Source organism: Christiangramia qingdaonensis, assembly GCF_048381525.1.
Lineage (GTDB): Bacteria > Bacteroidota > Bacteroidia > Flavobacteriales > Flavobacteriaceae > Christiangramia.
The window spans coordinates 473,931-492,043 of record NZ_JBLWIM010000015.1; the positions used below are offsets into that span (position 1 = coordinate 473,931).

The 18,113-nt window shown below is 39.9% G+C and carries 21 protein-coding genes; 7 read left to right on the forward strand and 14 right to left on the reverse strand.

Features of this window, described 5'->3' with window-relative positions; translation table 11 throughout:
• Positions 1–171: 171 nt before the first annotated feature.
• On the reverse strand, positions 172–1,164 hold the full coding sequence (gene trxB / locus ACNI3T_RS13535) for a thioredoxin-disulfide reductase (RefSeq protein ID WP_295181966.1): 993 nt from the start codon (positions 1,162–1,164) through the stop codon (positions 172–174).
• A 155-nt stretch (positions 1,165–1,319) separates the two neighbouring features.
• Between trxB and ACNI3T_RS13540 the strand changes: the two genes are divergently transcribed.
• From ACNI3T_RS13540 to ACNI3T_RS13565, 6 genes are all read left to right on the forward strand, one after another.
• The gene (locus tag ACNI3T_RS13540; RefSeq protein WP_322300540.1) at positions 1,320–1,958 is read left to right on the forward strand and encodes a trimeric intracellular cation channel family protein; all 639 of its coding nucleotides are present in this window, start codon (positions 1,320–1,322) and stop codon (positions 1,956–1,958) included.
• A 61-nt stretch (positions 1,959–2,019) separates the two neighbouring features.
• Positions 2,020–2,712 (forward strand): LytR/AlgR family response regulator transcription factor, encoded by a 693-nt coding sequence (locus ACNI3T_RS13545; protein ID WP_418228250.1) that lies wholly within the window; start codon positions 2,020–2,022, stop codon positions 2,710–2,712.
• 156 nt (positions 2,713–2,868) lie between these two features.
• Positions 2,869–3,636, forward strand: a complete 768-nt coding sequence (locus tag ACNI3T_RS13550; protein WP_418228251.1) for a hypothetical protein — start codon at positions 2,869–2,871, stop codon at positions 3,634–3,636.
• 4 nt (positions 3,637–3,640) lie between these two features.
• A complete protein-coding gene (locus ACNI3T_RS13555; protein ID WP_418228252.1) occupies positions 3,641–4,165 on the forward strand; it encodes a nuclear transport factor 2-like protein in 525 nt (174 codons plus the stop codon).
• 95 nt (positions 4,166–4,260) lie between these two features.
• Complete coding sequence (locus tag ACNI3T_RS13560; protein WP_418228253.1) at positions 4,261–4,743, forward strand: cupin domain-containing protein; 483 nt, start codon at positions 4,261–4,263, stop codon at positions 4,741–4,743.
• 27 nt (positions 4,744–4,770) lie between these two features.
• Positions 4,771–4,953, forward strand: coding sequence for a hypothetical protein (locus ACNI3T_RS13565; RefSeq protein ID WP_418228254.1), 183 nt, complete (start codon positions 4,771–4,773; stop codon positions 4,951–4,953).
• A gap of 90 nt (positions 4,954–5,043) precedes the next feature.
• Here the strand turns inward: ACNI3T_RS13565 and ACNI3T_RS13570 are convergent, their stop codons facing one another.
• From ACNI3T_RS13570 to ACNI3T_RS13605, 8 genes are all read right to left on the reverse strand, one after another.
• Positions 5,044–5,457: a DUF6691 family protein gene (locus ACNI3T_RS13570; protein WP_418228255.1), complete on the reverse strand. Its 414-nt coding sequence runs from the start codon at positions 5,455–5,457 to the stop codon at positions 5,044–5,046.
• Positions 5,458–5,460: 3 nt separating this feature from the next.
• Positions 5,461–6,018, reverse strand: coding sequence for a YeeE/YedE family protein (locus ACNI3T_RS13575; RefSeq protein WP_418228256.1), 558 nt, complete (start codon positions 6,016–6,018; stop codon positions 5,461–5,463).
• A 64-nt stretch (positions 6,019–6,082) separates the two neighbouring features.
• The gene (locus ACNI3T_RS13580) at positions 6,083–6,985 is read right to left on the reverse strand and encodes an NAD(P)-dependent oxidoreductase (RefSeq protein WP_418228257.1); all 903 of its coding nucleotides are present in this window, start codon (positions 6,983–6,985) and stop codon (positions 6,083–6,085) included.
• A gap of 69 nt (positions 6,986–7,054) precedes the next feature.
• On the reverse strand, positions 7,055–8,596 hold the full coding sequence (locus ACNI3T_RS13585; protein WP_418228258.1) for an acyl-CoA carboxylase subunit beta: 1,542 nt from the start codon (positions 8,594–8,596) through the stop codon (positions 7,055–7,057).
• A 25-nt stretch (positions 8,597–8,621) separates the two neighbouring features.
• Entirely contained in the window at positions 8,622–10,064 is a 1,443-nt protein-coding gene (gene accC, locus ACNI3T_RS13590; protein WP_141877993.1) for an acetyl-CoA carboxylase biotin carboxylase subunit, read from the reverse strand.
• A 31-nt stretch (positions 10,065–10,095) separates the two neighbouring features.
• Positions 10,096–10,581, reverse strand: a complete 486-nt coding sequence (locus ACNI3T_RS13595) for an acyl-CoA carboxylase biotin carboxyl carrier protein subunit (protein WP_418228259.1) — start codon at positions 10,579–10,581, stop codon at positions 10,096–10,098.
• A 211-nt stretch (positions 10,582–10,792) separates the two neighbouring features.
• A complete protein-coding gene (locus ACNI3T_RS13600) occupies positions 10,793–12,133 on the reverse strand; it encodes an MBL fold metallo-hydrolase (protein ID WP_418228260.1) in 1,341 nt (446 codons plus the stop codon).
• 30 nt (positions 12,134–12,163) lie between these two features.
• On the reverse strand, positions 12,164–13,036 hold the full coding sequence (locus ACNI3T_RS13605) for a sterol desaturase family protein (RefSeq protein ID WP_418228311.1): 873 nt from the start codon (positions 13,034–13,036) through the stop codon (positions 12,164–12,166).
• A 168-nt stretch (positions 13,037–13,204) separates the two neighbouring features.
• On the opposite strand from ACNI3T_RS13605, the gene ACNI3T_RS13610 reads away from it, so the two are divergent.
• Positions 13,205–14,203, forward strand: a complete 999-nt coding sequence (locus tag ACNI3T_RS13610) for an aldo/keto reductase (protein WP_418228261.1) — start codon at positions 13,205–13,207, stop codon at positions 14,201–14,203.
• 30 nt (positions 14,204–14,233) lie between these two features.
• Here the strand turns inward: ACNI3T_RS13610 and ACNI3T_RS13615 are convergent, their stop codons facing one another.
• From ACNI3T_RS13615 to ACNI3T_RS13635, 5 genes are all read right to left on the reverse strand, one after another.
• Complete coding sequence (locus ACNI3T_RS13615) at positions 14,234–14,644, reverse strand: hypothetical protein (RefSeq protein WP_418228263.1); 411 nt, start codon at positions 14,642–14,644, stop codon at positions 14,234–14,236.
• A 131-nt stretch (positions 14,645–14,775) separates the two neighbouring features.
• Positions 14,776–15,477: a nitroreductase family protein gene (locus ACNI3T_RS13620; protein WP_418228264.1), complete on the reverse strand. Its 702-nt coding sequence runs from the start codon at positions 15,475–15,477 to the stop codon at positions 14,776–14,778.
• Between the two features lie 7 nt (positions 15,478–15,484).
• Complete coding sequence (locus ACNI3T_RS13625; RefSeq protein WP_418228265.1) at positions 15,485–16,891, reverse strand: coniferyl aldehyde dehydrogenase; 1,407 nt, start codon at positions 16,889–16,891, stop codon at positions 15,485–15,487.
• Between the two features lie 72 nt (positions 16,892–16,963).
• Complete coding sequence (locus ACNI3T_RS13630; protein ID WP_418228266.1) at positions 16,964–17,575, reverse strand: class I SAM-dependent methyltransferase; 612 nt, start codon at positions 17,573–17,575, stop codon at positions 16,964–16,966.
• Between the two features lie 2 nt (positions 17,576–17,577).
• The coding region (locus tag ACNI3T_RS13635) for a DUF2231 domain-containing protein (protein WP_418228267.1) at positions 17,578–18,113 on the reverse strand (536 nt) is incomplete at its 5' end.

Consider the following 18,113-nt stretch of genomic DNA (forward strand, 5'->3'; position numbering starts at 1 on the left):
AAAGGATGATGGCGAGTATAAGAAGAAAGTTGACAGAGCCGATGGTTCAGAAACCAAGATCAAGGTGGACGATGGAGAAGTAAAGGTGAAGACCGACAATTAATATCTTAAGTTAGTATCAAAAAAAAGTCCCGCAATTGCGGGACTTTTTTCTTTTATAAACTACCTGAGTTAAACTGTTTCAGGTCTAGTTTGTGGCTTTTGAATATCTTCTTCTGTTTCGATCTCAGCAAGATATCTTTCGGCATCCAGTGCTGCCATACAACCTGTTCCAGCTGCGGTGATCGCCTGTCTGTAAACCTTATCCTGAACATCACCGGAAGCGAAAACACCTGGGATATTAGTTCTGGTGGTCTTACTCTCGGTAATCACGTAACCAGTTTCATCCATATCTAACCAACCTTTAAAAATATCGGTATTTGGTTTATGTCCAATAGCAACAAAGAATCCAGTAATGTCAATTTCTTCCTTCTCTCCAGTTTGATTATTCACCATTCTAAGTCCTTCTACTACCTGCTCTCCAAGAATCTCATCAACTTCTGTATTGTAACGAAGATCAATGTTCTTGGTAGTTTCCACACGGTGCTGCATTGCTTTAGAAGCTTTCATATAGTCCTTACGAACCAGCATGGTCACTTTATTACAGATATTCGATAAGTAAGTAGCTTCTTCCGCAGCGGTATCACCTCCACCTACGATGGCTACATCCTGGCCTTTATAGAAGAACCCGTCACATACTGCACAAGCAGATACTCCTCCACCTCTTAATTTTTGTTCGCTAGGCAAACCTAAATACTTGGCAGTTGCCCCGGTAGATATGATCACACTTTCAGCCTCGATCCAGGTCTTGTTGTCTACAAGAGCTCTGTGGATCCCTCCTACTTCTTTTGAAAAATCAACTTCAGTGATCATTCCAATTCTCACCTTCGTTCCAAAACGCTCAGCCTGCTGTTGCAGATCCATCATCATTTTTGGACCATCGATACCTTCAGGATAACCTGGAAAATTATCAACTTCCGTAGTGGTAGTTAACTGTCCGCCTGGTTCCATCCCGGTATACATAACTGGTTTCATATCTGCCCTTGCGGCATAGATCGCTGCTGTATAACCCGCAGGACCTGAACCTATGATCAGGCATTTTATTCTTTCAATAGTATCACTCATGTCTTTTGGTTTTCTATGTTATAAAAGTAGGTAGTTTGTACTAAAACTTACAAAATTAGCTATTAAGTTATCCTTATTAAATTCAGAAGCTAAAATAAGCACGAAACTATCACACAATCAGGCAAATTTAAAAGATAAAACTACCTTTGCCAAGTATGGAAATAAGTTTGTTTAGCATCCTGGATATCCTTGGTACCATCGCATTCGCGATTTCCGGTGCTTTATCTGCCATGAACCGTAGACTTGATCTCTTCGGAATCTTTATTATTGCCTTCGTTACAGCGATTGGCGGTGGAACTGTGCGGGATATTCTCATTGGTGATACACCAGTTACCTGGATGGAAAACATTATGTACATATACCTCATTGGTATTGTAACGATACTGGCGATTGTCTTTAGAAATAAGCTGGATTATTTGAAGAAATCACTTTTCCTGTTTGATACTATAGGACTGGGTGTTTTTACCATTACCGGTGTTGAAACCGGAATACAAAACGACCTCGACCCCATAATATCTGTAGCCCTTGGTGCTATGACCGGAACTTTTGGTGGTGTCATTCGTGATATTCTTTGTAATGAGATCCCGGTGATCTTTAGAAAAGAGATCTACGCAACCGCCTGCCTCATTGGAGCACTTGCTTATGTAACACTATATGACCTGGGAATGAATGCGGATTTTATTTACCTCGCGACAGCGCTTACAGTAATTAGCATAAGACTTGTTGTTGTAAAATATAAGATCACACTTCCCTCCTTCTATCCTACTTCTCCCGGAAGTTCCAGAATAAGATAAAATATCTCATATACCTCTGGTTATCAATAGTTTCAGTATATTTATGGTATACTTTTGATGAATGACCAGGCAAGCGAAGATCATTATTGTTGAAAACAACATTCCCATGGCTGCAAAGTTATCTTTACGGCTTAATAAGCTGGGCTATCAAATCACAGGTATATTCTCTAGAGCAAAAGATGCACTTAATTTTATAGAACAGGATGCTCCAGATCTTATTTTGATGGAAGATCATCTTAAAGGTCAGCTGAATGGGTTTGAATCCAATAAGTCAAAAGGAGATCATTCAGTCTTATATTTCAACGGAAGCAAAACAAAGTCTCTTCAGAAGTTAATTTTCAATAAACTGAAAGATCAGAAACAATTATTCAAAGAGGAGATTTCAGAATCGATTGACCGATTAAGAAAAAAGCCGGCGAAAACAGACTGTCAACTTATTCTGAAAGACCGCATTTTTGTTCGCTGCCAGGATACCATGGTAAGAATTTCGCTTGATGATATTCACTACATCGAAGCAGACCGTAATTATTGCAAGGTATATTCCAGGAACAAGAAATTCCTTCTGGTTTGTTCCCTGAAGGAGGTCAACGACAAAATTACTGATAAACGATTTCTAAGGATTCATAGATCCTATATTGCCAATCTTACTCATATCGATGAAATTGGAAGCAATCATGTCGTACTCGCTTCTCATACACTTCCTCTAAGTAAAAACATGAGACTAGAGCTATTTCAACATTTACAGGTCATATAGCGTTGTAGCCTCACCCTCCTTATCTTCAAATTTTTTCTCTTCGGAAACTTTTTAGCTACGCCCGGACATTTTTAGCCTGGTTACGTCCAAAACCTACTCATATACAATGGATTACTTGCTAAATTCAAGGTTATTAACCATAAAAAACCAGACCAAATGAAATTACTACGATCCTTTTCGATTCTTCTGACTCTTGCGCTATGTTCTACAAGTTTATTGACCGCGCAAAGTGATAATTATCAAATGTATGTTGTTCACGAAGATCGCGTTAAAGACGGTATGATGGACAAGCATATTGAAGCCGACAAAGCCTTGCTGAAAGCTGCGAAAGAGCATAATATGGAGGGAATGGAATGGCTGGCATTTCAGGCAGATGATAATCGCGTAATGTACCTCACGGAAATTGACAATTTCGCTGAACTGGATAAGAATCCATTCAAGGACCTGCAGGAAAAAATGGGTGAAGAAGCCTTTGAAAAGCTATTTGAACCTTTTGCTGAAACTTTTACCAAACACGGAGACTACATTCTAAACCTTGATAAAGAGCATTCCTATATGCCGGAAGGTATGGATCAAAATATGGAAGGCATGAACTACAGAGAACTTATATTTTATCATATTCCTCCAGGAAAAATGGATAAAGCTGTGGAGATGGCCAAAGCTGCCAAGAAACTTTACGAAGATAAAGGTTCAAAAGCTTACTACCGACTATATAGAAGTGGCTTCGGAACTATGGATTCCTATTTTATGGTAGCAATATCCGGGAAAGATGCTGCTTCCGTAGAAAAATTGAGAAAAGAGAATGGAGAGTTACTTGGTGAAGAAGGTGAAAAACTATCTTCTGAAATTGAGAAAGTTTTCTCTAAACGTGAAGTTGTCACAGGACATGTAAAGCCTGAGATCTCATACCAGTCTGAAAATTAAGAATATGAAAAATCTATTAATGTTATTCTCATGCATCTTTCTATTTATTTCCTGTGATAAGAATAATAAGGAGGAAGAAAAGATCCGGTATACGCAGGATTCAGAACAGATCAATACTTTTAAATCTGTTTTAAAGAATTATGAAAATGGGGAATGGGAGGAATATCAATCTCATTTCGCAGACAGCGTTGAACTATTTTATAATAGTCGGGAACCAATGGATGTATCTGCCGCGATAGCTATGCATAAGCAAAATAATTCGGCACTTTCTTCCTATGATTTCGTGGATTCTGAAAATGAATTTGAAATGGTAGTGACAGATGCCGGTGAAACCTGGGTTAATTTCTGGGGAGAATGGGAAGGTACGATCGCAGAAAACGATTCAATGATCGTAATCCCGGTGCATATAACCGCCAGATTTGAGGATGGTAAGATTGTAAAGGAATATCTCTATTTCAATAATGCCGGAATGAACGACGCTCTTAGAATGCTGGAAGAATCCCGAAGTATGCAGGATTCCATCGAGTAGCAATTTACAGGAAAGAACTGTAAAAGTTTCAAGGTAATGCTTCAGCACAAGCTGCTGACATTTGTTTATATAAATCATTAATATCAATCAATACAATGAATATAAGATCTTATAAATATCCAGGAATCCCGGTTTTCACCTTACTCTTCCTGTTTTCAGTAATCGCAGTAAACGCACAGGATGCGATAAAGATTGATCCTGAACATTATAAGGTAGAACTGGAGAATGATCAGGTTAGAGTCCTTCGAATTAACTACAATGCCGGGGAATCTTCAAAAATGCATACACATCCTGAAGGAGTAGCCGTGTTTCTTACAAAGCATACTGCAAGTATGAAAACCGGAGACGGAAAGACGCTTAAAATGCAGGGAAATAGCGGAGATGTTTTATGGGTGGACAAGACGAAACACAAACCCATGAACATTGGTGATAACTCGTTTGAAGTAATTCAGATAGAACTAAAGAACAATACCAAAGCAGCTGGTAAAAAAAGTCTGCACTTATTCAAGCTTCCGGATGATGTTAGCGAAAAACAAGTAAGTGATTTCCTTAAGGAAATGAATCATGCGATTAGTTAAGAAGGATACCCGGAAGCCGGTTATCATTTGTACAAAATCGCAGAGAATAATGATTACAGCTATTTTATGGAAGGTGTCTGGCCAGATTCAGCTACCTATGATAAGATCCATAATTCTGAAAAGTGGAAAGCTGTTGCTGAAAAAGGTAAAGAAATGATAGATAAAATAAGGGCTCTGGAATTGTATATGAAGGCTGAGAAAGTGAATTAGCCAGAGCTTATTTCCAAAGTTCAGATTTAATTAAAAAAGCTTGCTGAGATTTAAAATTTCAGCAAGCTTATTAATGTTATACTCTAATGACTAATGCGGAAGTTTATCGCGTAAAAGTCCGTAAACAAAAGTTCCAAGCATTGCTGCCAGGAAAACTACGATCACAGCTACATAACCTGCACCAATGAGCGTGTAAATTGGTCCCGGGCAGGCTCCAGCAAGCGCCCATCCCAATCCAAAAATAATTCCGCCATACATATATCTACTAAAGCTTTTTTCCTTTGGCTGAAAAGTGATTGGTTCACCCTGAACATCCTTCATTCCTTTTTTCTTGATCAGTAAAGTTCCAAGTACGCCTATAACTAAAGCAGAACCTATGATACCATACATATGGAATGACTCGAACCTGAACATCTCGTAGATCCTGAACCAGGAAGCTGCTTCAGATTTAAACATCACGATACCAAACATGATTCCTATCACTAAATATCCTACTACTCTCATCTCTTAAAAAATTAAAGGGAACAAAACATGGATCATAAATAATCCACCTATAAAAAATCCAACTACCGCGATCAACGAAGGCAACTGTAAATTACTAAGTCCTGAGATCGCATGTCCAGAAGTACATCCGCCAGCCCATCTTGCACCAAATCCTATCAAAAATCCTCCAATGATCAGGATGCTAAGCGCTTTCCAGTCTGTAAGAGCATCAATGCCATATAATTCATCTGGAAGATATGCTTCACCTGCCCTGGCAAAACCCAGTTCATTAAGGTTCGCGACCGTATCTGGATTAATGGTCACAGCAGGATCTACGGTTAGAAAGTTCATCGCAATAAAACCACCAATGGCAGCTCCAACAATCACTACAAGATTCCACTTTTGAGCTCTCCAGTTAAAATCAAAAAAGCCGGCAGATTTATCTGCTCCACACATAGTACATAAAGTTCGAAGGTTTGAAGACATTCCAAACTGCTTCCCCATAAAGATGAGGAGGAACATAATGAGTGCGATAAGCGGTCCAGCCACATACCAGGGCCAGCCCTGAAAAATTAGATCCATAATTGTTTTTTATTGATTGCAAAGATGCGAGAAGTGCACCGATATTTAAGTAACAATGGTTACACTATTTATCTCCCCAAAAGTCTGCCAGGTTTTGTAGTGTTTTTTCAGAAAGCCTTACAAGAGTTTGTGAAGACCAGCCTGCACTTTTATCGTGGGCGATCACATTCTCTCGTTTCTTTATTTCTTCGGAAAGCTCTTTCCCTCCATCCCCATCGAAAATCCCAAAATTGGACTCCTGCTCTATCCAATTGCTAAAGCTGTTATGATCAAAAGGAAGACCCAGGCTGGTATTGATAATAACTTTAGAATTTCCAAACTTCTGAAAATATTCCGAAGTCATTACCTGAGTATTTTTTGGTAAATGGAAGCTTAGAACATCACATGTTTCTGCTAATTCCGGTAATTCAAGATAAGTCAAACCTTTCTCCTCATAATCCTCTTTCCTGGAATTACTATGATAATAAAGGTCTGCTCCAAACGGCTTTAAGCAATCTGCCAGCAGCTTTCCGGTAGTCCCCAGACCCACAATTCCAATTTTCAGATCGGTGAGCTCCCTGGGCATGTCTTTCCATTGTTTACCAGAATAGCCATTTAGTAACTGAATAAATTCAGAAATTATAAATTCAGCTACTCCGGGATCTCCATAATCGCGAATCCCGCGTACTTCGATCCTGCGATCCCGGGCGAACTTTACCGCCACATTGGCCGCTTCATCATCATAAAGACTACAAGCCATTCCTATATATTTTAAGCTCGAACAGGATTCTATAATGCTTTCAGTGATCTGGGTATGCCAGGACACGATTATTGCTTCTGCATCACCAATCCTTTCTATAATAGTTTGCTCATCTTCCGGATAATCATCATACACCTCTACCTGGTCTTCAGAATATTCCTTCAGTTTACTAATGGACTCATCGTTCATCTTCGTATAGTCCACTAAAACGATCTTATTGAATTTCATAATCTTCAATTTTCAGTAAAAAAATAAATGCTGAATTTTCATTCAGCATTTATAAGTAATTTGACATTCCTACAATGGAATATTACCATGTTTTCTATCCGGTCTTAGAACCGCTTTGTTTTCAAGTGCACTAAATGCACGTATCAACTTTCTTCTGGTATCTTTTGGCATGATCACCTCATCGATAAAGCCACGTTGTGCAGCTTCAAAAGGTGTGGCAAATTTTTCAGCATATTCAGCTTCCTTTTCTGCCAGTTTCTTTTCCGGATCCTCTGCCTGTGAAATCTCTTTTCTAAATATAATTTCTGAAGCTCCTTTTGCTCCCATTACTGCAATTTCCGCAGTTGGCCACGCAAAGTTAAGATCGGCACCAAGATGCTTGGAATTCATTACGTCGTAAGCGCCTCCATAAGCTTTCCTGGTGATCACCGTTACTTTTGGCACGGTCGCCTCACTAAGTGCATATAATAATTTTGCACCATGTAGGATAATCCCGTTCCATTCCTGATCTGTTCCCGGAAGGAAACCTGGTACATCAACCAGTACCAATAGCGGAATATTAAAGCAATCACAGAACCTAGTGAATCTAGCTGCTTTTTTGGAAGCGTCCACATCCAGAACTCCCGCAAGACTCATAGGCTGGTTTGCAATAATCCCCACACTTCGTCCTCCAATTCTTGAAAAACCAACAATAATATTCTCGGCGTAATCTTTATGAATTTCGAAAAAAGAATCTGTGTCTATGATACCATGAATTACTTCATGCATGTCATAAGGCTTATTGGAACTATCAGGAACAATACTTTCCAGTATTTCCCTGTGTTCATCACCTAATTTAAATTCCAGCTTTTCCGGTGCAGTTTTATTATTCTGCGGCATATAACTTATCAATTGCTTGATGTTTTCAAGACAGATAATATCGTTTGCAGCAGTCACATGCGTAACCCCGGATTTTGTAGAATGCGTGCTGGCTCCTCCAAGTTCTTCGGAAGTCACCTCTTCATTAGTTACCGTTTTCACAACGTTTGGACCGGTAACGAACATGTAGGAAGTATCCTCTACCATCAGGGTGAAGTCGGTCATCGCGGGCGAGTATACAGCACCACCGGCACAAGGTCCCATAATAGCTGAAATTTGAGGAACTACGCCCGATGCTTTTACATTTCTGTGAAAGATATCTGCATAGCCACCAAGAGATTTTACCCCTTCCTGGATCCTTGCTCCCCCGGAATCGTTTAATCCAATAAGCGGTGCTCCAACCTTTACAGCCATGTCCATGATCTTACAGATCTTCTCGGCATGAGTTTCTGAAAGTGAACCCCCAAAAACCGTGAAATCCTGAGCAAATACATACACAAGCCTTCCATGAATTGTTCCGTAACCTGTTACAACCCCATCACCATAGAATTTCTGCTTTTCCATTCCGAAGTCGGTCGTACGGTGGGTCACCAGGATACCGATTTCCTCAAAGGAATTTTCATCCAGAAGATAATCTACCCGTTCTCTCGCGGTAAGTTTCTTCTTTTCGTGTTGCTTGGCTATTCTTTGTTCACCTCCACCCATGTGGGCTTCAGCAATTTTTTCTTTTAATTTTTCTAGATTCTGACTCATTCGTATGATTCTGAATTATATAGAATTAGTTTGAAGGCAGCCTTAGCTGTTCCTTGTCATTTAAATATTGTTTCAGCGCCAGTAATGCTGCCAGTCTGGCTTCCTGTTCTGTTTCCTCTTTCAGCGCTTCCGGAGAATAATATTTCTTAACGAAATGGGTGTCAAAATCACCACTTCTAAAAGCATCATGCTGGAAAACGAATTTTCCGAAAGCAAGTGTCGTCGAAACACCTTCCACGATATAATTATCGATCGCTTTGATCATTACCTCTATCGCTTCTTCCCGGGTTTTACCGTAGGTAACCAGTTTTGCAAGCATAGGATCGTAATAGATCGGCACTTCCATTCCTTCTTCAAAACCATTGTCCATTCTGATTCCTTCACCTTGCGGAATCTGGTATTTCTCAAGGGTTCCCGTACTTGGCATAAAATCTTCCAGAGGATCTTCAGCATAAACCCTAAGTTCCATGGCGTGTCCTTTGATCTTCAAGTCATCCTGGCTAAAAGCAATTGCTTCACCACGAGCGATCCTGATCTGCTGTTCAACGAGATCCACCCCGGTTATATATTCGGTCACCGGATGTTCTACCTGTAATCTCGTGTTCATTTCCAGGAAATAAAAATTCCTGTTCTCATCGAACAAGAATTCTACAGTTCCAGCACCCACATAATCACAGGCCTTCGCCACTTTTACTGCAGCCTCACCCATTTTTGTACGCAACTCATCATCAAGAACCACAGAAGGTGCTTCTTCCACAACCTTCTGGTGTCTACGCTGTACACTACATTCTCTTTCGAACAGATGTAAATAATTTCCGTGAGTATCTGATAATACCTGTATCTCAATATGTCTTGGAGAAGAAACGTATTTCTCGATAAAAACCGAACCATCACCAAATGCAGATTCAGCTTCGCTAATCGCTCTCTTCATCTGGTCTTCCAGATTTTCTTCTTTCTCTACAACACGCATTCCTTTACCACCGCCACCAGCAGAGGCTTTGATAAGAATTGGAAAGCCAATGTCTCTTCCAATTGCCTTTGCTTTTTCAGTATCGGTGATTGCTTCGTCTATACCTGGAACCATGGGAATGTCGTAAGCTTTTACCGCATCTTTCGCGGCAAGCTTACTTCCCATTACCTTGATCGCCTTACTACCAGGACCAATCCAGGTGATACCATTGTCTTCCACTGCTTCTGCAAAACCTGCATTCTCACTAAGGAAACCGTAACCTGGGTGAATCCCGTCAACGCCAAGTTGTTTGGCAACTTCAATGATCTTATCTCCTTTAAGGTAAGATTCGCTGGATGCCGCAGGTCCAATGCAAACCGCTTCATCTGCAAACCGAACATGAGGTGCGTTTCTATCTGCTTCAGAATAAACTGCAACCGTATCTATACCCATACGTTTTACAGTTTTCATTACTCGAAGCGCGATCTCGCCTCTATTTGCTACTAATATTTTCTTCATATTTCTAATCCTGAAATTTTGAATATTATCATTATTCCATTTCGATCAATAACTGATTCTTTTCTACAGTATCTGCCTTGCTTACGCTAACAGATTTCACCACGCCATCTCTGGGTGCCGTCAGAGTATTTTCCATCTTCATCGCTTCAAGAACCAGCAGGTAATCACCTTCTTTGACCTCATCACCTTCTTTTACATTTACTTCCAGAATAAGTCCCGGCATAGGTGCTTTAATATCGTTTACTTGCTGAGAGCTACCTAAAGAAAGCCCCATCTCCTCTATCAACTGGTCCAGATCGTTATTGATCCTAACCGAATAGATATTGGAGTTGATCTTAATGTTATATTTTCTGTGAAGGAAATCTGGTTTAAAGACTTCTGCGGAAAAGGAACGATTATCTTTTAAGATATGATAATGTGCTTCTGAAGTTTGTTGGGTATCCAGTGCAGCGATCTCTTCCTGGCTGAACTCGAACTCAAAATCTTCATTTACTTTAACCTTGTATTTTTTATCCATAAATACGTTTATGTATTGATTTTAACCGTAGGAGCGTAAATATAGAAAAATTACAAAGCAATTTCTATTGCTGAAATATCAAAAAAAGGTCAAAATTCTTAAACTTCTATCTAAAGGTTTCTCGATTTGAAGCCGATCATTAAAAATATCACAGCTTTCCATAAAAAAAGCCCGGGAATTTCCCGGGCTCTAATTTTGAATTTAGTTACTATTACTTAAATTCCTTGATATCGTCACTAAGGTCATACACCCTGGTGGCTTCAAAGATATTTTCAAGAATGCTGCTTCCTGCGGCAGATCTATAACCTCCGGCGCAGTGAACTACTACTGGTTTGTGAGATGGGATCTCTGTTACCTCATCACGAAGTTCGTTCAATGGAACCGCGATGGCATCTTCAAAGAACTTACCTTCATTCACTTCACTGGTATTTCTAATATCCACGATCGTGTAGTTGTTCTGGTTGTGTTTAAAATCTTCGAGATCAAATTCCCTGCTTTCTACAGGAAGATCTTCTCCAAGCGTATAAACTCCTTTGATCTGTTTTTCATAACCAATCTTTGCAGCTCTTTCCAGTACTTCTTCAAGTTGGTCTACAGATTCTATAACCAGATAAAATGCTTCTTCCGGTTTTACGATCGCACCTAACCAGGTTTCGAACTTATCTTTTTCTGAACGGCACATAATATTGATACTGTTAGAAAGATGACCGTTCTTAAAGGTTTCTTCGTCCCTGGTATCTACTACCAGCATATCTTCATCTTCTTTCTCAGTTACATAAAGACGTACTTCATTAGCCCATTTGGTACGTTGTACATTCTCAGGTCCGGTTTTGTTCACATCTACATCGAAACCAAAATAACTAGGAATAAAGGGCTGATCCTTCAGTATTTCTTCAATAAATTCTTCTTCTGTCTGTTCTTTAAATGCCCAGTTGCCCTGTCTTTCATTTCCAAGCGTACTTGAAGAATCATCGCTCATGTTCTTTCCGCAGAGAGAACCAGCACCGTGAGCAGGATACACCAACGCATCATCTGGAAGATCTGTGAATTTATTCTTGATCGTATGATACATATCACTAGCAAGTTCCTTACGTTTAGCAGTCATATTTCCAGCCTTTTCCCGAAGATCTGGTCTACCTACATTTCCAATGAACAAAGTATCCCCGGTAAAAAGTGCAGTGTCTTTATCATCTTTTGCCACTACCGTAATACTATCTGGGGAGTGCCCTGGTGTATTAATCGCACTAAAGGTGATCTTTCCCATTTCAAAACTGTCGCCATCATCAAATCCCTGGTGGGGATAATCTGCTCCTACCATCTCACTGGTATATATAGTCGCTCCCGTTTCCTGGTGAATTTGCATATGTCCGCTAATAAAATCGGCATGTGGATGTGTTTCAAAAATTGCTACGATCTTAGCATTTTTGGATTCAGCATAAGAATAATACTGCATCGGGTTTCTGGATGGATCTACCAGTGCCATTTTTCCTTCACTCACAATTGCGTAAGAGTAGTGTGCCAGTGGTTCGTCTTTAAATTGCTTTATATCCATAATATGATCTTTATTTATTGTTCTTAAATTTTATTTTCTTCTGAAGGGATAAAGGGTCTGATTTTTAAAAGTCTCCGGAAAATTTTCATCCCCGTGAAATCCTAATTCTATTTGTTTTCCATTCTTCGGAATATAGGCGGTACCAAAAATGTAATCCCAGAGACTAAGACTTAATCCGAAGTTCATTCCGAAGGGTCTGTCCTTTGGCAATTCTTTGCTATGATGCCAGATATGCATTTTTGGATTATTAAAAATGTATCCCAGCGGCCCGTAGCTCCAACCTAGGTTCGCATGATTTAAATGACCTACCAGTACCGCGAACATATGTACCACAAAAAACTCCTGTATCCCAAAACCAATCATGGCCAGCGGAATATATTGAACTGTTTTATATATGATGGTTTCCATAAAATGAAACCGGAACTGGGCTGCAAAGCCCATTTGCTTTACACTATGATGTACCTTATGAAACTCCCATAACCATGTTCTGCGATGTAATTGCCTGTGCACGTTCCACTGAATAAAATCGGCGATCACGAACATAATTAGTAATTGCATCCAGGCTGGTAACTGATCTATTTGAAATGCAACAATATTACTGATCCCGAAAAGTCCCAGAAAATCATTGAAGATCTCGACGGCCACATTACTCAGCGCATTGTACCCAATTAGAGAAAACAGGAAAAAATTAAATACGATGTAAAAAGAATCCAGCCAGAATCCCTTACGTATTGGTTTCTGCTCTTTTCTCCATGGAATCAATACCTCTAACGTCCAAACCAACAGGGACAAACCTATAAGCCAGTAAAAATAACTGGTCCAGGTAGGACTGGTGATCTCGTTCCAAAGGTAATTTGCATACCCGGAAAAAGAATTTTGAATGATCTCAAGATATTTCTCCACTTTCATTGCTTTACAAAAATAGAAATATCTTATGGGTTAGGAAGTAACATTGGTTACAGTTGTTTTTTGAGAACCTTAACGTACGAAAACCTTGTATGTTAGAGTGCGTTAAACATACCTTTAAGGCTATAGGTTTTCCCTAATTTTATACAGCTAAAAAAATGAATTATGAGTAGAGAAGTTTTAAAACAGAAGTTTGGACTAGGTGGTGTAGCCATTGGAAACGGTTTCAATGTACTTAGCGATAAAGAAGCAGAACAAACCCTTGAAGGTGCATGGAATGCAGGTGTACGTTATTACGACACCTCTCCCTGGTATGGGTTGGGATTAAGTGAAAGAAGATTTGGACATTTTCTGCATAACAAAAAACGTGAGGATTATATCCTAACGACCAAAGCAGGTAGATTACTAAAGGCTAATGGAAATAAGCCGGAAACAATGTGGAACGAGCCTGCTCCTTTCGATTATGAATATGACTATTCTGCAGAAGCCGTAAGAAGATCTGTAGAGGATAGTTTACAAAGACTGGGAGTAGAAAGTATAGACTATGTATTTATTCACGATCTATCGCCGGATCATAACGATGAGTATAAAGATGGAACTACCTGGCTGGATCATTTTGAAGTAGCAAGAACTGGTGCGATGCCGGAACTTACTAAAATGCGTGAAGAAGGAATTATTAAAGGCTGGGGTCTAGGAGTTAATACCATAGAACCTATTGTAAAAACCCTGGAAGAGACAGATGCAGATCCTGATTTGTTCCTTTCTGCGATACAATATTCCATGATCGATCATAAAAAATCGCTGGATGAATTATTTCCTGTGATCGAAAAACACGATGTGGGACTTATTGCTGCTGCACCATTTAGTGCTGGGCTTTTATCAGGACAGAAGCGCTATAATTATGGTGGAGAAATGCCAGATGATAAAGTAAAGCAGTTAAACGGAATGAAAGAGGTTGCACAGAAATATGACGTGGATCTAAGTAAGGCTTCCATACAATTCTCCTACGCACCTAAAGTAGTAAATACGGTGCTGGCAGGTGCCAGTAAGCCGGAGCAGGTAGAAGAAAACATGAAAGCTTTTGATGCTAAGATCCCATCAGGTTTCTGGCAGGAGCTAAAAGAGAGGAACCTCATCGATAGTAGATGTGAAACTCCAGAATAAACTTCAAACCCCGGCATCGACCGGGGTTTTTTATTTTAGTTCCAGTCTTAAGTAATAGTTCCTTCCAAAGCTGAGGAAGAATATTAAATAACCCAGTAATACCATTAAGATTACTCCAAGAACGAGGCTGTTATAATCATATTTTAAATACAGAAAAAAATATAGCAAAGCGATAAGGATCGCAGAGGGCATAAAGTATTTTGACATCACAAATCCTGAAACCTGAACATGAATAGTATCATCCTTCCCTAATGTTAAAGCAAGCGGCTGACTCCCACACCAGTCTATTTTCGCTTCCAGACTATATACACCAGGTGGAACCGCATACTTCCTTATTTCATGATCGCCTATATCACCAATCTTTCGTCCATTAAGATATAGCTCAAAACTTCTCATTTTATTTGCCCACTCTGAATCACGCTGTATGTATATAACTGGCATTAAATCGATTAGTTTAGGTATTGTAACAAATGTTACATTCGGTACTTGAGATTTCTTCTACATTGCAAGCGGTTAGATTTTACAGGTTTTTAAAATCGAACGCCGTATCACCCTACAGATGCGGCGTTTTTTTATTCGTAAAACTCTGTGATCTGTGATAGCGTTTTTCGCTCAATATCCGGTACCAGCGCATTTTTCGCAGCATAACCTACCGGCAATAATAAAAAAGGTCTTTCATTCTTTGGTCGCTTGAGAATGTTTAAGAGAAAGTTCATAGGACTCGGAGTGTGCGTCAAAGTGACAAGTCCGGCATTATGAATAGCAGAAATTAGCATTCCGCAAGCAATCCCAACCGACTCATTTACATAGTAATTTGTTAGTTTCTCTTCCTCTGTTCCAATTTCATAGGCTTCCTTAAAAACTACTATGATCCATGGGGCGATCTCCAGAAACTCCTTATTGGTATCGGTTCCAAGTGGCGCCAGATCCTTCAGCCATTGTTCGCTCATTCTGCTACTATAATTTGCCTGCTCTTCCTCTTCTGCAGCGATTCTAATTTTCCGTTTGATTTCTTCGGAAGAGATTGCGCAAAATTTCCAGGGCTGCTTATGTGCACCTGAAGGAGCCGTTCCAGCAGAAAGAATCAATTGCTCAATAACTTCTTTCGCTACCGGTCGATCTGAAAAATGCCTGACAGATCTACGCTCAGAAAGTTCTGAATAAAACTTCCTGGCTCTTAACAGCATTTCGGCCTCGGTAAACTCTTCAGAATAAAAGGGAATGTGCGGGAATCCGTTTACCTCAACTATTTTCTTTTCTAATTTTCCTTCCATAAAAACTTTAAACTTTGCTAATATCTCCCATTACACCTATTAATTTCTTTTTAATCTCGGTATAAGGTGGATGCAGAATATCTGTTGCAGCGAACTTCTTCTGCTGCATGACCGCCCGCTTTTTCGAGAAGGTTTTAAATCCGTCAAAACCATGATAGTGGCCCATTCCGCTTGCTCCCACTCCGCCAAAAGGTAGTCTGTGTTGTGCCAGATGATAAATAGTATCATTAATGGTCACTCCCCCTGAAAGCGTAAATTTTAAAAGATGATCTATACGATCCTGGTTATCATCAAAATAATAAAGCGCCAGAGGTTTCGCATTCGCGTTTACATACTCGATTGCCTGCTCCATGGAATCAAGGTTTAAAACGGGCAATAGCGGACCAAAGATCTCTTCCTGCATGATGTCCATATCACTGCTAACGTCAAAGACCAATTTTGGAGTCATCATTCCTTCAGGCAACTCATTGGTTTCGCATAATTCTATAATTTCTGCACCTTTTTGTTTAGCGTCTTCCAGTAAAGAGGTCAAACGTTTAAAATGTTTGTCGCTAATGATATAGGAATACTGTTTGTTATTCGCGACATCTGGATAAAACTTTTCTACTACCTGTTTGCTGTATTCTATAAGCTTATCGTTTAAATCTGCAGGCATGACCAGGTAATCTGGTGCGACACAGGTTTGCCCCGCATTAAAAAGTTTACCAGCCAGGATCCTCTTTGCTGCCAGTTCCAGATCGTATGATTCGTGAATGATCGCTGGAGATTTACCACCAAGTTCCAGAGTGACCGGTGTAAGATTAGGTGCAGCTGCTGCCATGATCAATTTTCCCACGCGGGTGGAACCGGTAAAGAATAGATGATCAAATGGGAGTGAAGAAAAATCTTTGGCAAGCTCTGCATCGCCAGTAACACAGTGAATATAAGAAGAGTCAAATGTCTTGTTGATCAAATCTTTGATCACTTCTGCCGATGCCGGAGCAATTTCCGAAGGTTTGATGATCGCATGATTTCCCGCAGCTATGGCGTCCACCAAAGGACTAAGTGTTAACAGGATCTGGTAATTCCAGGCGCCCATTATGCCCACAGAACCAAGTGGCTGGAATTGATAGTAAGCCGTAGATGGTAATAAAAACCATGAACTGCGAACCGATTTTCTTTTCATCCAGTTTTTGAGATGGCGTCTGGCATGTTTGATCTCATCATGTAAAGGGAAAAGTTCGAGGATGGTCGTTTCTTCGGAGCTACGATGTCCAAAATCCTGAGAAACGGCTTCTATCAATCGTTCCTGGTTTTTTTCTACCATTTCTGAAAGACTAGCCAAGGCCTCCATTCTCTGTTCGTATTCCGGAGGGGACTTTGTAAATGCCTTTTGCTGAATTTTTAGTAGATCTGATAGTTCTTGTGAAGTCATAGAGTAGCCTTTAAAATTGAAGGAACATTCTAAATTTAAAGTTTTCTATGAAAATGTGGCTGGCTTCGCTCTTTATTTTCTTCTGAAGAGCCCTGTAGAAAAATTCTGTTTTGTTCCCCACGGAGTTGTATGATCCCGATTCTCGAGCCTCACCGTCTCAAAATCTGATTCTAATAATTCCTCCAGATCTGAAGTTGCATATTTCCTGATGGTGATTCCACTACATTTATCGGGTCCGTTTTCAGAAAAAACTGATAGTAGACAATATGCGCCTTTCTTTAAAGAATTCTTTAATACTGTTAAGTAATCCTCAACCGGCTTATCCTCGGTAAGAAAGTGCAGGGCCGCACGATCATGCCAAAGTTCGAAGGATGTATCTGGCTTAAAATTAGTTATATCAGACTCTATCCAGTTGATTTTTTCAGCCTTCTCTCCCAACCTGTTTTGCGAATCCTGCAGTGCTTTTGCTGAAATATCCAAAACATGAATATTCTTATATCCCAGTTCCAGTAGATGATCTGCGAGAAAGCTATTTCCTCCACCAATATCAATGATATTCGCTTCAGGAGAAAGACCAAGAGACCTGATGATCTCAAGGCTGTGTTCCGGCTTTGGCTGGTACCAGCTGGTTTCTTCAAACTGCCTGGTATTATAAATCTTTTCCCAGTGTTCTTTTAAATCCATTTTTAATTAAATTCGGCACAATTTTCAGAAGGTATATTCACGCCTGCGGCTTGCTGGTAAACCAGGCTTGCACCTAAATGACCTACATAGGCCAGGCAAACAGCACCCGCGACTAAAAGCAGGACGACCACAAGATTAGTCAGTTTATTCCTGAAGTTTTCGAAGTAATAAAATACTATCTCCAATAATAGCCCAATACTAAATAACCAGGCAGTGGTATAGGCAAAGTTCTCATGATCTTTCAAAATGGTTGGATCACATAATTTACGGGAAACGATCCCATCTGCCAGATCACCGGTATAAATAGAAATCCAGATACCTATAACCCCCAGGATTAGTAAAAGTCGGCCACCAAAATGCCAGGTTTCTCTTCCAGACCATAGACTCATGATCTTAAAAAGTGTTGCAAGTAATAGTAAAACTATTGGAAAATGAACGGACAGAGGATGAAAAACCTCTGTCCGCCAAAATTCTGGAATTTGTGCTTCCATTATTCCATGATTTTTACTGAAATAGGATCCAGTCTTTTTCCGTTCTT

Bases quoted from the DNA above. Each gene is read 5' to 3' on its own strand.
- trxB (WP_295181966.1), bottom strand. From the start codon at position 1,164: ATGAGTGATACTATTGAAAGAATAAAATGCCTGATCATAGGTTCAGGT.
- ACNI3T_RS13540 (WP_322300540.1), top strand. From the start codon at position 1,320: ATGGAAATAAGTTTGTTTAGCATCCTGGATATCCTTGGTACCATCGCA.
- ACNI3T_RS13545 (WP_418228250.1), top strand. From the start codon at position 2,020: ATGACCAGGCAAGCGAAGATCATTATTGTTGAAAACAACATTCCCATG.
- ACNI3T_RS13550 (WP_418228251.1), top strand. From the start codon at position 2,869: ATGAAATTACTACGATCCTTTTCGATTCTTCTGACTCTTGCGCTATGT.
- ACNI3T_RS13555 (WP_418228252.1), top strand. From the start codon at position 3,641: ATGAAAAATCTATTAATGTTATTCTCATGCATCTTTCTATTTATTTCC.
- ACNI3T_RS13560 (WP_418228253.1), top strand. From the start codon at position 4,261: ATGAATATAAGATCTTATAAATATCCAGGAATCCCGGTTTTCACCTTA.
- ACNI3T_RS13570 (WP_418228255.1), bottom strand. From the start codon at position 5,457: ATGAGAGTAGTAGGATATTTAGTGATAGGAATCATGTTTGGTATCGTG.
- ACNI3T_RS13575 (WP_418228256.1), bottom strand. From the start codon at position 6,018: ATGGATCTAATTTTTCAGGGCTGGCCCTGGTATGTGGCTGGACCGCTT.
- ACNI3T_RS13580 (WP_418228257.1), bottom strand. From the start codon at position 6,985: ATGAAATTCAATAAGATCGTTTTAGTGGACTATACGAAGATGAACGAT.
- ACNI3T_RS13585 (WP_418228258.1), bottom strand. From the start codon at position 8,596: ATGAGTCAGAATCTAGAAAAATTAAAAGAAAAAATTGCTGAAGCCCAC.
- accC (WP_141877993.1), bottom strand. From the start codon at position 10,064: ATGAAGAAAATATTAGTAGCAAATAGAGGCGAGATCGCGCTTCGAGTA.
- ACNI3T_RS13595 (WP_418228259.1), bottom strand. From the start codon at position 10,581: ATGGATAAAAAATACAAGGTTAAAGTAAATGAAGATTTTGAGTTCGAG.
- ACNI3T_RS13600 (WP_418228260.1), bottom strand. From the start codon at position 12,133: ATGGATATAAAGCAATTTAAAGACGAACCACTGGCACACTACTCTTAC.
- ACNI3T_RS13610 (WP_418228261.1), top strand. From the start codon at position 13,205: ATGAGTAGAGAAGTTTTAAAACAGAAGTTTGGACTAGGTGGTGTAGCC.
- ACNI3T_RS13615 (WP_418228263.1), bottom strand. From the start codon at position 14,644: ATGCCAGTTATATACATACAGCGTGATTCAGAGTGGGCAAATAAAATG.
- ACNI3T_RS13620 (WP_418228264.1), bottom strand. From the start codon at position 15,477: ATGGAAGGAAAATTAGAAAAGAAAATAGTTGAGGTAAACGGATTCCCG.
- ACNI3T_RS13625 (WP_418228265.1), bottom strand. From the start codon at position 16,891: ATGACTTCACAAGAACTATCAGATCTACTAAAAATTCAGCAAAAGGCA.
- ACNI3T_RS13630 (WP_418228266.1), bottom strand. From the start codon at position 17,575: ATGGATTTAAAAGAACACTGGGAAAAGATTTATAATACCAGGCAGTTT.